Genomic DNA, 14654 nt, shown 5'->3' with positions numbered 1-14654 from the left:
ATGATTAAAATAGTTCGTATAACGAATTAATAGATTAGGTGGAGGCTAAAAAATGAAGAAAAAGTCATTATGGAAAGTTCTTAGTTCAGCAGCACTGGCAGCATCGATTCTCGCGCCTCAAGTTAGCTTTGCGGAAGGAGCAAAGCCTGTGACAGAAGAAAATGTATCAATTAAAGGATTTGTAGATTATGAAGAATTAAAGAAAAAGCTGAGCCAGCTTGAAAAGTCATCCAATGGCCAGGTCCAGGTTGAGTCAGCGGGAAAAACAAATCAGGGGAGAGATATCTTTACAGCACGAGTAGGCCATGGAGATAAAGTAGTTCTTGTACAGAGTGAAATTCATGGCAATGAGAAGACTGGTACTGTCGCATTGTTAAATATTCTTCAGCAGCTAGGTTCAAGTCAATCAGCAGAAGCGAAAAAAATCAGGGAAGAACTAACGATTGTAGCGATTCCAATGATGAATGCCGATGGTTCTGAATTGGACAGGCGCGGCAATGTTATGAACTGGGAAGAGGTTCAGGAACAGTTTCCTCAATTACATAATGCACAGCCAACCTGGAATTATTACACACGCAGCCTTCAGGGGGACGACTATTCTCAAACACCAGGCTTCGATGTAAACCGTGACTTTAACCCTGACTTAAACTATGTTCCAAGGGCGGAAGACTTCCCGGGCAATTCAAGCACTCCAGGCTGGTATATCACACCTGAATCGCAAACAGTCAGGGATGTATATAAAGGCCTGCAGGAGGAGTTTGGGAAGGTAGAAGTCTTTTTAGATCTGCATCACCAGGGCTTTTATAAAATTGAAGGAACGGATGAAGATGTAACCATGTCGATTTCAGCAGACTTTGTTCCGGATCCAAGCTCTCCTGAAGGGTCGAAGTATAGCCAATATGCAGAGAATTACCGCTTTGACTTCTCACGCCAGCTAAACGTAGCCCTTTATGATGCCCTTCAGCAAAAGGGAAATTCAGTGTTTACCAATATTTCGTTATATGATCAGGACTTAGACTTGCCTGGAACTGCCTTGGGCTCCTTTGCTCTGAACGGGAGCGGGGTTGTCCTATTTGAAGTGAAAGGGCAGACACAGAACTATGGCCAAAAGATGAAAGGGCAGCTCGTTAAGACAGTAGAAACAGGTGTTATGGGAATCATTCATGGTGTTGCAGATGGCAGTGTTTATGATTTGAATCCGGAAGAATATAATGAAATCCCTAATAGGGTGCCAATTCGTTAATAGAAAAGCAGAGGCTGGTTCCAATTGGAACCAGCCTTGTTTTTGTTACGGATGACAAATTATCTGACAAAAGGTGGATTAGCTATTGTTACAAATGTATTAACCGTGTTAATATCAAAATATTAAAAAAATTATAAAATTGATATCTTGGGGGTATTTCTATGAAAAAGATGTTGGCCATCCTGGCAAGCAGTGCATTGCTCATGCTTGCTGCCTGCGGTTCAGGAAATGAGGAAACCAGCGGGGAAGCGTCAGAAAAGAAGACCGTTAAAATCGGCATCACGCAAATTGTGGAGCATCCTTCATTGGATTCAGCGAGAGAAGGGTTTATAGCTGCACTGAAAGATGCTGGATATGAAGAAGGTAAAAATCTTAAAATAGACTTTCAAAATGCTCAGGGAGATATGAACAATAATATGTCCATCGCCCAGAATCTTGTCTCGGACAAGAATGATTTAATCCTGGCGATTGCTACAGCAAGTGCCCAATCAGTTGTGCAATCTACGAAGGATATACCAATCCTTTTTACAGCAATCACTGATCCTGTTGGAGCTGAGCTTGTGGAAAGCATGGAAAAGCCGGGCGGGAATGCAACAGGTACCTCTGATACACATCCTGACGCCATCAAAAACACAATTGACTCTATCAAAACATTTGTACCTGATGCCAAGAAGGTTGGCATCATCTACAATGACGGAGAACCAAACTCAGTAGTAAATGTTAAGCATGCAAAAGAAGCCATCGAGGCAGCGGGCCTGGAAGCAGTTGAAACAACGATTTCAACAAGCTCCGAGGTAAAACAGGCTGCTGAATCTTTAGTGGGCCGTGCTGATGTATTTTACATCCCTAAGGACAATACTGTAGTATCTGCCCTTGAATCGGTGCTGAACGTAGCCAATGAAAAAGACATTCCGGCTTTTGTTGGAGAAAGTGATTCGGTTAAGCGGGGCGGATTTGCTTCCTATGGTTTTGAGTATCATGATCTTGGATACTCCACAGGCCAAATGGCTGTAGACATTCTTGAAGGCAAAGAGCCGAGTGAGATTCCTGTCGGCTATCCGGAAAGTCTGGAACTTGTGATTAACAAGAAAGCAGCTGAGGAACAGGGAATCACTCTGACAGAGGACATGCTGAAGGATGTTAAGGTAGTTGGGGAATAAATAGGTTGGGAAAGATACAGCGATTCAGCTGTATCTTTTTTTTGCTTTATGAAACGGAAAATTTTCAAGGAAAATGATTCAAAAGAACTATTAAAGGTATAAGAATAATACCAGGAAAAAAAAGGGCTCAACAAAGTGAAAATTAAATAAGAACAATAGGGTAATTTTACCCATAAAATACAATTGGGGGTTTATAGATTAATAGGAATAAAACCACAGACATAATTCGACATGACCCTATGAGTGATTTGACGAGTTTTAACTGCCATGATAGTAATAAAAAGGTAGAAAATTTGAATTTAGAGATCAGGCAAATAACAATAAATAGAAAAAGCATATGAAGAAAATACCAACTTATGTTTAAACATAATAAAAGTGGGTATTAGTGGGTATAAATAACTGTTTTGTTATTTTTTACAAGCAAGTAATTGACCTTTTTATTGTGTATTTTTACAATAATAGTAACCTATAGAAAAGGAGAGATTTGAATGTCAGGAGTTATTCGCGTTACACCAGCAGAATTAGTAGGCATGTCTAACCGTTATAATGGAGAAAGCAGCCAGGTTGGGGATCAGATTGTCCGTTTGGATAATATGATTCGTGAACTGGAAGGTGCATGGGAAGGGGAAGCAAGCAGAGCGTTTGCTGAACAATACCAATCTTTAAGACCTTCATTTGTTCAAATGCAGCAATTATTAGAGGATATTTCTGTTCAGCTTAATAATACTGCAAGAGCTCTTGAAGATGCTGATAACCAGATCGCTGGCCAAATCCGCGGTTAATTTTATCTGAATCAATAAGTGGAGAAGGAGCGCTGCATTCACAAGATGGAAGGCGCTCTTTTTTTGGTATTAAACAGCCCATTTTCACGTTGGCAATTTGTCTGGCTCCAGCGCCTGCCCTCGAGGTTTAGGGGGGGTTCGAGGCGCTTGAGCTTTTCCAGTGAGGTGTTAAAAATGTACATAGAATTAACAATTGATTTAAAAAACTATGAAGTTGAACCTTTTGATCTCCGTCTATCTAACTATCACTCTGTTAAAAAAGTAGTTGATATTGTTTGGCAAGCTAAGTCTATTCCTCAGCCTCCCCGTGAAGGATATTGGGTCAGAATTCCCAACAAGCAAATGATTTTGTCAGGAAACGATAAGCTGGCAGAAAAGGGGATTACCACTGGGGACCGTTTCGAAATTTTATAAAGGGAGTATTTAAAAATGTCAGTAAAGAGTCAAACCTACCTTGAAGAGCAGCTTGAAGCGGTTGTCGAAACAGATCACCAATCCCTTACTATTCTTTTTCAAAGAGAAAAAATTAAAGCTGATGCTGCCGAGGAATTGGAATTGCTTCAGGCAATGGAATCAGCTATAAAAAGGGATATTCATTTAACAGAGGATGAACTGCGCCTCGTCCTGCAAATTCCCTCAAATTATCTAACCTTCTCCAAATTAAAAAAGAAAGACTTGAGAAGCAGATGGATTTTTTCTTCGCAGCTTCTAAAGCTTGTGAAAAGCCATCCGTACTCCAGGCTGCATCCTGTCGTTTGCCCTGAAAATATTGTAGCGGATGAAAGTCTGTCACCGCATTTACTTCATTATGGTGTAAGTGAAAGCCTGCCGCCTTATGAAACCAATCAGGAAAAACTCTGGATGGAATTGAAAGCGACCATCGCAGCTGCAGTTGATGGAAATCGCAGCTTCCGGGATTACCTTAGCCTTTATGAAACCATTGAATTATCACCTGCAGCGCGTGATGTCATCAAGGCCAAGGATGAAAGTGAATTATCAGAAGTCATCCGGACTAATATTGAAATGCTTGAAAAGAAAGATAAGGAATATGTTAAGGTTCCGCAGAAAAAATGGAAAGCAACCAGATTTTCTGCTTGGGGACTTCTGATTGCCTTATTGCCTTTTCTTGCTTTCAGTTTATATTCCCTTATCTTTACCCAGCCTAAACAGGCAGCATTTATTAACAGCCAGGAACACTTCTTAAAAAGCCAATATAGTGAAGTCGTATCTGAATTATCCAATTATGATATTGACCAGATGCCGCGAGTTGTCCAATACGAACTTGCACAGTCTTACATAATAAATGAAGCATTAACAGAAGACCAGAAAGAGAATGTTCAAAATACCATCACGCTGCAGACAGATCCTCTTTATTATCATTATTGGATCCATATTGGAAGGGGAGATGCCAAGGAAGCTCTCGATATCTCCCGGGATCTTGAAGATAGAGACTTAATTCTATTCGCTTTGCTGAAATACCGTGAAGTTGTCAAAGCAGATGATAAGCTTGAATCCGAAGAAAAACAGCAGAAAATCGATGAAATTCAAGCCGAGATTGACGAGTACTTAGAGGAACAGAAAGCTCAGGAGGAAGAAGAGCGGAGTAATAGCGGAGATAATGAGCAGGCTGTAGAACAAGAGCCTGAAAAAGAGGCTGAAAAAGAGACAAAACCTGCTGATGAAAAGGCAGCTGAGACCTCTGCTGAAAAGCCTGACGAGAAGAAGGAAGAGGCCGAAAAGAAAAAACCTAACTAAGATAGACAGGAGGTGGGAGAGATGGAACAGTTATGGTTGTTTTACAGCGATTACTGCCAGCAGCTGTCTATGCCTATTGAAGAAAAAGGCAGGATCACTATTGGTGCTGAGCTTGAACAGCTGGTAACAATAAGGGATTTTCCTTTCACTAAAGGAATTATTTCAATAGAAAAGCACGACAGCTTCTATGAAGTCAGGCAGAATGAGCTGGTTCTCGGAAGGCTGAACGATGGAGAGCCTTTTCAGATAAATGATGAGGGAAAAATCCTTACGATAATAGGAACCTCTGAAGCTCTTAAAAGCCAGACCTACTATACCGGCTATCAAAGAGAAATAGAGATCTCCTCTGATAACCCGGATGCAGCCATTTATAAAAAGCATGGCATTTTAATGGCTGCCAGCCATTCTTTTGATCTGATAAAAACAAAAAAAGGATGGATGGCAGAGCCGCATTCAGGACAGCTTTATATAAATGGAAAACGAGTTGAAGAGAGGGTATTCCTTGAAATGGGGGATGTGCTGTTCTTTCCCTTTATGTCCATTCGAATTAAAGAAGAGGATCTTTTCCAGATTGATAGCTTTGAACGATATGAATCAAAGCTTCCAATTACCATTAGGCCGCAATCAGAGATGGCAAAGAAATATCCTCTCTATCGAAGAACACCAAGAATGATTTATGAAATGCCTGATGAGAATGTCTCCCTTTCCTTTCCATCACAGGAGCCGGATGATTCAGGCAGGGGATTGTGGCTGATTATCATGCCGCCGCTGATTATGCTGGTTGTAATGGGTATTGTGGCTTTAATTCAGCCAAGAGGAATTTTTATTATTATTTCTATGGTCATGTTCATGACCACTTTAGTGACCTCAACTGTCCAGTACTTTAAGGATAAAAGCAATCAAAAGAAGCGGAAAGAGCGCAGATATCGGGTATATACAGCCTATCTGGAAGAAAAGCGAAAAGAGCTGCAGGCATTGTCTGACAAGCAGAAGCATGTTCTGGAATTCCACTTTCCCTCTTTTGAGAAAATGAAATATCTTACGGGCCATATATCCGACCGCATTTGGGAGCGGCCCCTGCAGAGCTTTGATTTCCTTCAATTCAGGCTGGGTACAGGAAATGTTCCTGCAAGCTATGAGGTCAAGGTCAGCTCAGGAGATTTGGCAAACCGTGAAATCGATGACCTGCTTGAACAATCACGCCAAATGGAAAAAGTGTATAAAGAAGTTAGAAATGTACCTGTAGTAGCTGATCTGGCCAAGGGGCCAATCGGGCTGATCGGAAAAGAGCAGGTTGTTAAAAATGAGATACACAAGATTATTGGGCAGCTGGCCTTTTTTCATAGCTACCATGATGTGCGGTTCGTATTTATTTTTAACGAAAAAGAATATAAGAAATGGGAATGGCTCAAATGGCTTCCGCATTTTCAGATGCCGCATGCACATGCAAAAGGGATGATTTATAACGAACAAACGAGGGATCAGCTCCTATCCTCCCTTTATGAAATTCTGCGTGAAAGGGATTTAGTTGAAGATAAAGAGAAACAGGTGTATGCTCCTCATCTCGTGTTCATTATAGCCAATCACCAGTTAATTGCTGATCACGTCATTCTGGAATATTTGGAGGGGGACCATTCCAATATAGGAATCTCTGTTATTTTTGCAGCAGACTCAAAGGAAAACCTTCATGATAATATTCAAACCCTAGTCAGATATATTAATCAGGAAGAAGGAGACATTCTGATTCAGGATAAAAAAGCAGTCAGCATCCCATTTAGGCTAGATGCTCATCAGAAGAAGGGGAATGAGGAATTTTCCCGCATGTTAAGAACGCTGGATCACCAGGTTGGCATGACCAATTCCATTCCTAATAGCGTTTCTTTCCTGGAAATGATGAAGGTAAAAGAAGTAGGAAAACTTCCGATTAAAGAGAACTGGCTTACAAAAGAGTCTTCCAAATCACTGGCAGTTCCAATTGGATTAAAAGGAAAGGAAGACCTGTCACTCTTGAATCTCCATGAAAAGGCGCATGGACCGCACGGATTGCTGGCTGGTACCACGGGATCAGGTAAGAGTGAATTTCTGCAGACGTATATTCTTTCGCTTGCTGTTCACTTCCACCCCCATGAGGTCGCGTTCCTGCTGATTGACTACAAAGGCGGGGGAATGGCCCAGCCGTTTAAAAACATGCCGCATCTTTTAGGCACCATTACGAATATTGAAGGCAGCAAGAACTTCAGTTCAAGGGCGCTTGCCTCCATCAAAAGTGAACTGAAAAGGCGGCAAAGGCTCTTTGATCAATATCAGGTAAATCATATCAATGATTACACCGACCTTTATAAAAGCAGTATGGCAAAGGAGCCGCTTCCGCATCTGTTTTTGATTTCCGATGAGTTTGCGGAGCTTAAGAGTGAAGAGCCGGAATTCATCAGAGAGCTGGTCAGTGCCGCGCGCATCGGGCGAAGCCTGGGAGTCCATTTAATTCTGGCAACCCAAAAGCCGGGCGGTGTCATTGACGAACAGATCTGGAGTAATGCCCGTTTCCGGGTAGCCCTAAAAGTTCAGGATACAGATGACAGCCGGGAGATCATTAAAAACGGCGATGCAGCTGCAATTACCGTAACCGGACGCGGCTATCTGCAGGTCGGCAATAATGAAGTCTATGAGCTGTTCCAGTCTGCCTGGAGCGGGGCGCCTTATTTGGATGACTCCTCTGAGACAGAGGATGAGATTGCAATTGTAACCGATTTGGGGCTTGTGCCATTATCGGATGTGAATTCACGCCAAGGGAAGAAAAAAGGCGGAAAAACAGAAATCGAAGCTGTTGTGGAAGAAATTGAAGCAGCACAATCCGCTATGGGCATTAAGAAACTTAGAAGTCCGTGGCTGCCTCCTCTTGAAGAGCGCTTAAGCAGGAAGCTTTATCGCGCTGAGGAGAATAATGAAATTCATTTGGCAATGGTGGATGAGCCTGAGAAGCAGAGTCAGTATCCATTAAGCTATCAGATCGTTGAGGATGGAAATGTAGGGGTATTCGGCTCATCCGGCTATGGAAAATCGCATACGATTATGTCCATGCTTCTCAGTATTGCTGAAAAGCTGTCTCCTGAAGAAGCACATTATTATATCTTTGATTTTGGCAATGGGTCCCTGCTTCCGCTAAGGCAGCTGCCGCATACGGCCGATTTCTTCCTGATGGATGAAGAGCGCAAAATTGAAAAGTTCATGAATCTGATCAAGGATGAAATTGCCCGAAGAAAGCTATTATTCCAGCAGCAGGAAGTCAGCGGAATTAAGATGTACAATTCGATGAGCAGTGAAAAGCTGCCGCTCGTCTATATCACCTTTGATAACTTCGATTTAGTTAAAGAAGAAATGCAGGAGCTTGAAACGCAAATTAATCAGATTGCCAGGGATGGACAGTCACTTGGCATCTATATGATTTTCGCAGCGACACGGATTAATTCGATCAGACAGTCACTTATGAACAACCTCAAAACGAAGATTGTCCATTATTTGATGGACAGCAGCGAGGCATACTCTGTACTGGGAAGAGTTCCGTTCGCACCTGAACCTGTACCGGGAAGAGCCATTATTAAGATGGAAGAGGCATATTTTTCACAGGTATTCCTGCCGGCGGATGGTAAAGACGATTTCGAAATCATGGAATCCATCCGGTGCGATATTCAGGAATTAAATGAGAAATACAAAGGCTGCATTCAGCCTGAAGAGGTGCCGATGCTTCCGGCAGAGCTTAGTACGATTAACTTTACCCGTTACATTTCTGGAGAGACTCAGCCGGGGCTTGTCCCAGTTGGCCTTGATGAAGAATCGGTCAAACCTGTCTATGCAAACTTTAATAAAACGAGGCATTGTATTATCCTTGGTCAGGCTCAAAAAGGAAAAACTAATGTTCTTAAGCTCATGATCAATCAAATGCTGGCTCAGGGTGCTGAATCTATTGGTATTTTCGATTCCTTTGACAGAGCATTATCATCTTATGCAAGTGAAGAAAACTCAGTTTATATCGAGACAAAGGAACAGATAAGCGATTGGGCAGCAAAGGCGGAAGAACTGTTATCTCTAAGGGAAAAGGAATATCTTAATGCAATCCAGCATGGCAAGACAGATATAGCGTTTTCGCCAATCGTGCTGGCTGTGGATGGATACTCCCGTTTTGCACAGACCTTGGATAACAGCCTGCAGGAAAGATTCGCGAGACTGATGAAGAATGGAAGTCATCTTGGCTTTAGTGTCATCGTCACAGGCAGCAATAATGAACTGACGAAAGGGTACGATTCCTTAACGGCAGAAATCAAACAGATCCGCCAGGCGGTCGTTCTGATGAAAAAATCAGAGCAAACGCTCTTTACCCTTCCATACGACCGGAAAGAGGCAGAGATTCAGCCGGGGTATGGTTATTACGTAATAAACGGAAAGGAATTAAAAATTCAGATTCCTTTATGCGCCACCGAAAGGAAGGTCTTAGCATGACAGCCAAAACAAAATACATCTTGAAAATGGTTTTGGTGATGCTTCTGATTATCGCCGCGCCAGCCATCTTTTTTGGCTCCATCGGCGATAATCCTCTGCTAGTCAGGGAGAATGCCACAAGAACCATAGCTGTTGTAAATGAAGATACAGGGACTGACAAGGAAGATAAATCTCTTGATTTTGGTAAGGAAATTACTTCGATCCTCTCCAGCAGTTCACAATATGAGTGGACTGTCATTGGCAGGAGTGCTGCAGAAAATGGCTTGAGAAATACCAAATACGATGCAGTTGTTTATATACCTTCCAATTTTTCAAAGAATATCATGTCCTATGAAAGCAAGCAGCCTGAAAAAGCAAATTTTGAATATACCGTCCAGAATCAGCTGAACTCACTCAACCGGGAAAAGGTTCTGCGCGAAATCCAGACAGCCACCAACCGAGTGAATGGGAAGATTTCAACCTTGTACTGGACCTATGTTTCACAGGACCTTGAAAATGTAAAATCCCAATTTGATACTATTTTACAAAAAGAAATAGACTTCCAGAATGCGATGCTTGCTTTCTATAAGCCAAGCTCCAAGAACCTGGCAGCGGAAATTGAACAGCAGCGCAATATGCTGGAGAGCATTCAATCTACAGTGAAGACTACTGCAGAAAGCACTGAGGAGGGAGAAAACAACCTCCGCCAATTTGAAGAGAACCTTGGCTCATTCATACAATTTGTAGATCAGTATAAAGAATACCAGGATAACCAGCAGAATATCCTTCAAAAAATGCAGGATGAAAATGTAGTCGATCTTCAAGCTGTTGCTGGACAAAAAATGCCGGCTCGTATGGATGCTCTTAGTGGAGATTTGACTGAGGGAAAACAGGAATTGGATAGTGGAATTGCGAGTGTGGAAAAGCAGCTTGAAAAGAATAATGAAGAGTTTAATATTCTATCGGATATCCGTAGCGAACAAGTTGGACGGCAAATAAATGCCTTGAAAACGTATTTCCAAGATCAAGAACTAGCTTCCTTCGAAAAAACAGCTAAAAAAATAGGCTCGTTGAAAAGTGAATTAATCGATGGACAACAACCAGGAAATCCTGGTGCAGGTACAGGGGTGGCATCTAACAAGAAAAACGGCGGAGCCCAACTTAATTCCATTATAGAAGCCAGTTTAGAATCACCAGCTTTACCTGGTATGGAAGAGGAAAGAAATGAGATTTTAAGTGTTGAACAAGAGCTTGCTAATTTGAAATCATCTTTAGAGACAATTGAAGGTACCAAGCCCGAACAGGTTGTTTCTGCCTTGACTGCCTTACCTGCTTTATCCCAGCGCTTAATGGCTGTTGAGCAAAAACTGGCAGCGAAGGAGTCTGGAGAAAACCCGCTGCAGGAATTGGTTGAGAAGCTTGAAGCAGAAAACGCCAAATTATTTGAGGAGCTTAACAGCCTTGATGCAGCATACAAAAGTTTAGAGGAAGAAAAGAATAGCCTCTTAGATCAACTTGGAGCTTCAATGAGCTTCTCTTCAATGATTAACCTTATAGAGGAGAAAGAACAGCAAATCATAGAGCTCGGGTTTAACTTAGATGCTTTTAATAATGAAATTACGAATACTAAACCTGTAAAAATGATGGAATATTACGCTTCACTAATACAGTATGAAGATTTAATAAAAAATTCATACAGTCAAAATCCAGATAAGCTGGAAGAGCTTGTACAGAAGTTAAACTCTATAGTAGCTGTAGATAAGAAAGAGGAAAAAGCTAAGGAAGACCTGAATACAGCATTGCTATCATCTCAGCAAAAGCTGACAGACCTCGAAGGTCAGTATACGGTATTCTTCACAGAATACAATAAGAAAATTAAGGAACAGCAAGAAGCTATAGACACAGATTTGTCCGCTTTGCAGGAAAATGCAAATGAAGTTAGGGAGCAAATTCAAACATCCTCAACGAATACACCAGTTCCTGTTGATAGCATTGATGGAACTTCTGTCATGGCCAAACAGGAAGGAATCAGCCAAAGAATGCTGATGATTAATGATCTTATTGGGTCCATCGGAGAAAACCAGAGCAACATTGTGTCCTACACAAACGAGCTTGAGCAAAAGGTGCAAGGCGTCCAGCAGGATGCGGATACACTGAATTCCAAGTGGGGCTCAAACGTGGAGACGACCCAGATGTTCCGGGATGATATTTACAATCTGCTTGGCAACACTTATGTAAATGGCCAAAAGAATGGCCCGGTATACGAGCAATTATCCAGTCCGCTTCAAATCAGCGGAGAAACAGCAGCAAAGAAAGAGGAAAGCAAGCTGCCGCCGGTTGTCATATTGGCCATTGTCCTGCTCAGCAGCTTAATGATCGGATACTTCAGCCATTATTTCAAAAATGCGCCGATGCTTGTCCATGCTTCCATGTTTGTGCTGCTGAATCTGATTGTTGGTCTTATTATCAGCATATTCGGTCTCAATATTTACTCGATGGAACAGGATCGGGCGATTGAATGGACGATTTTCACCATATTGCTGCTGACGGCAGCCTCAGCCATTGTGCTGGCTGGGTTCAAGATCGGTAACCTGGCAGGATGGATATTGAGCGTAGGGCTTATCGCCTTCTTCATAAGTCCATTCCTTGCTCTTACAGCACCGAATATTAACTATGAAGATCCAATGTCCAAGGTATATATGTCCATTCAGTATGACTCACAAACCCTGTTTATTCCGGCTATCCTCGTACTGCTTGGCATTATCGCCTTGCTTGCCATCATTCCATTTGCAGTCCGGTCTATAAAGGACCTGCGTACAAAGAGGGATGAGGACCAGGCTTATGAAGCTTAAAAAACACCTTAAAGTACTGGTGCTGATCCCGGCGCTTTGGCTGATAGCTGGCCAAAACGCCGGGGCGACCCCTGACTTTAATAACGTAACTCCGAATACCTATGAAAAAAAGGAATTCAAAGAGAACACTGATTACCTGCATGAAAAATCACTTTATGAAAACAAGAAGCAGATCCCTGAAGAACAAAAGGATCTTACTTTTACCAAAAAGAACCTTGATCCTTTGAAGGAAGTGAAGGAGAAGCTTTTCGACGGCGGTGAAACTACTAATAACACGATCACTGCAAAAGCAGACCAGCTTCAGCTTTTTTCCGATTCGAAACAGGAAAGCTTTTTCAAGGCGGAGGATCAGGCTCCCGCTGAAAAAGATAACAAATTAATGATTCTTTATATTATTTTGCTTCTCATTGCCATTGGTGTAATTATGGGATTACTCATACCGAGGATGGCGAAGCAGCCTGATAATTAAATAAAACCTGTACATGTCTCCTATTTGGAGACATGTACAAAAATACTGCAACCAAATTCTCCAGCAAATTCCCCTCAAATACATGGCCACTAAAAATAGAATAAAGAATTAGGTTTGAATAGAAATTATTATCTATAAAAAACTTTTAAAAATGAGGTGTCAAAATGAACTCATCAAATGTTAGAGCTCTGGCAAGGGTATTTCAGACAGCTTCAGATGATATCAAAACAGAAGAATTCAAACTAAAGCAAAGTGTTCAAAACCATGCGGATGAATGGAAGGGAAAGGCACGGGACAAATTTGATTCTGCACTGGAAGAAGCCGGTGTCCTCTTCCAAAGGCACTCGGATAACCTTTATAACATCAGCCGGGAACTCGAAAGCGCAGCGAATGAAGTTGACAGAGTCAGAGAGGAAATTGAAAGACAAAGAGAATTAGAGAGATTGGCCCGACTTAAGGCGGATTGAAGAATTTAAGATAGGGTGGGTTTATATGTCTAATAATGAAGAGAAGAAAAAAGGTTCTTATGACAAGAATAAAAGATATGATGGGGAAGCGGTGCCTGGATGTGCAGACATTTTTATATTGCCAATTCAAGTTTTAATAGTTGGGTACCAAATAATTAATTTATTTTGAAGAACTAATCCGAAAAGAAAAGAGGTATTGAAAATGGGAAATGAAATATCTGTAAATCCAGATCGTCTGGAAGACCTGGCAAATGACCTGGTTACTCGTTTATCCAGAATTGAAGACGAATACAGGAATCTTCATATGGAGCTTGCAGAGTTAATCAATAGTGCTCCTGCGGAATACAGACATTGCTTCTATAATGTAGGAGACCCCTGGGGGACAGGTAATCAGCTGGTAGGACAGCTCAGTGAAATGGAAATTGACCTGCGGATGGTCGCAAATAAATTTGCTGATGCGGATAATCTTGTAGGTAAATTGTATAAGTTGTATGACAAATATGGTGCTATTACAGCTCTTGGAACCCTTATGACAAAACAGCTTGCATTTTATGGGTTAGGATTTACTCAATTTATTAAGGGTGCTGACGGTGTATTTACCTATAAACATATGGCAGCCCTCCAAAAAGTAACAGACAAAATTGATGAATCTAAAAAGTTAGGAACATTGGCAAGAGCGTTCGTGGGTCCATTATATTTGAGAAGCAAATATAAAAATGTACCACTTGCTGATTTGGTTCATAAAAAGATTGCTAAATACTTGCCAGAAGATGTTATTAATTATACAAACAGCTCAAAAGCAATGTATAAAGGCATACGAAAAAATACATTAAGTACTGCAAAGTTTAAAACTTTTGCTCAAACGGGAGCGAAATTTGCTAAAACTAATGTTATTAGCACTGTTGCACTAACTGGAATAATGGAAGCCGGTGGAATGGGACTTAAAATCTCCGAAAATTACGCTAAATATGGAAATAATCCAGATGTTCTAAAGAGAGAAAATGCTAAGGCTGTTGGAAATGCGGTTAATAATACTGTAGCCATTTCTGGTGGAGCAATTGCAGGCGCAGTAGTTGGCGGTGCTTTAGGTAGTATTGTTGGACCAGTCGGTACAGTGGTGGGAGCTGCTGCAGGTTCTTTCGTAGGTGGACTTGTAGGAGAGCAGGCAGCTAAGTTAACAGCTGGCATTGCTGAAAAAGGGGCTATCCTGCTGAAAGAGCCTATTCACCATGGTGTTGAGCTATTTAAGAGTGGTTTTGAGAAAGCTGGCGAGGCGTTAGAAGTAGCTAACAAAGGAATTGACATGGTCAATAAACAGATTAAAGAAACAATCGCTGATCCAATTGGAAAGGTAAAGGAAATTGGAAAAGGGCTTTCGAAGGCAAAGGATACAGCTGATTCTCTAATAGAGGGTGCAAAAGGGTTCCTTGGCAAAAAATTATCATTTTTTTAA

11 protein-coding genes are annotated in these 14654 nt (G+C 41.5%); all 11 read left to right on the top strand.

Annotated features, from left to right (window positions below):
• Positions 1-52: 52 nt before the first annotated feature.
• Entirely contained in the window at positions 53-1243 is a 1191-nt protein-coding gene (locus AC6CHU_RS22755; RefSeq protein ID WP_159870128.1) for a M14 family zinc carboxypeptidase, read from the top strand.
• Positions 1244-1404: 161 nt separating this feature from the next.
• A complete protein-coding gene (locus AC6CHU_RS22750; RefSeq protein ID WP_251284693.1) occupies positions 1405-2403 on the top strand; it encodes an ABC transporter substrate-binding protein in 999 nt (332 codons plus the stop codon).
• Between the two features lie 488 nt (positions 2404-2891).
• Positions 2892-3185: a WXG100 family type VII secretion target gene (locus AC6CHU_RS22745; protein ID WP_009336200.1), complete on the top strand. Its 294-nt coding sequence runs from the start codon at positions 2892-2894 to the stop codon at positions 3183-3185.
• A gap of 174 nt (positions 3186-3359) precedes the next feature.
• A complete protein-coding gene (gene yukD, locus AC6CHU_RS22740) occupies positions 3360-3599 on the top strand; it encodes an ESX secretion system protein YukD (RefSeq protein WP_019382382.1) in 240 nt (79 codons plus the stop codon).
• Between the two features lie 15 nt (positions 3600-3614).
• Complete coding sequence (gene essB, locus AC6CHU_RS22735) at positions 3615-4940, top strand: type VII secretion protein EssB (protein ID WP_251284692.1); 1326 nt, start codon at positions 3615-3617, stop codon at positions 4938-4940.
• A gap of 21 nt (positions 4941-4961) precedes the next feature.
• Positions 4962-9434, top strand: a complete 4473-nt coding sequence (gene essC, locus AC6CHU_RS22730) for a type VII secretion protein EssC (RefSeq protein ID WP_498122848.1) — start codon at positions 4962-4964, stop codon at positions 9432-9434.
• Positions 9431-12265 (top strand): type VII secretion protein EsaA, encoded by a 2835-nt coding sequence (gene esaA, locus AC6CHU_RS22725; RefSeq protein WP_498122847.1) that lies wholly within the window; start codon positions 9431-9433, stop codon positions 12263-12265. The genes essC and esaA overlap by 4 nt, the downstream gene beginning before the upstream one ends.
• The gene (gene essA, locus AC6CHU_RS22720) at positions 12255-12734 is read left to right on the top strand and encodes a type VII secretion protein EssA (RefSeq protein WP_159870142.1); all 480 of its coding nucleotides are present in this window, start codon (positions 12255-12257) and stop codon (positions 12732-12734) included. The genes esaA and essA overlap by 11 nt, the downstream gene beginning before the upstream one ends.
• A gap of 164 nt (positions 12735-12898) precedes the next feature.
• Positions 12899-13201: a WXG100 family type VII secretion target gene (locus tag AC6CHU_RS22715; RefSeq protein WP_251284689.1), complete on the top strand. Its 303-nt coding sequence runs from the start codon at positions 12899-12901 to the stop codon at positions 13199-13201.
• 25 nt (positions 13202-13226) lie between these two features.
• On the top strand, positions 13227-13370 hold the full coding sequence (locus tag AC6CHU_RS22710) for a hypothetical protein (protein ID WP_159870148.1): 144 nt from the start codon (positions 13227-13229) through the stop codon (positions 13368-13370).
• A gap of 33 nt (positions 13371-13403) precedes the next feature.
• Positions 13404-14654, top strand: a complete 1251-nt coding sequence (locus AC6CHU_RS22705; protein WP_251284688.1) for a YfjB-related protein — start codon at positions 13404-13406, stop codon at positions 14652-14654.

Source organism: Cytobacillus sp. GQ23, from assembly GCF_059758675.1.
Note: the sequence above shows the minus strand (reverse complement) of the source record. Positions and strands in the feature narration are given on the sequence as shown.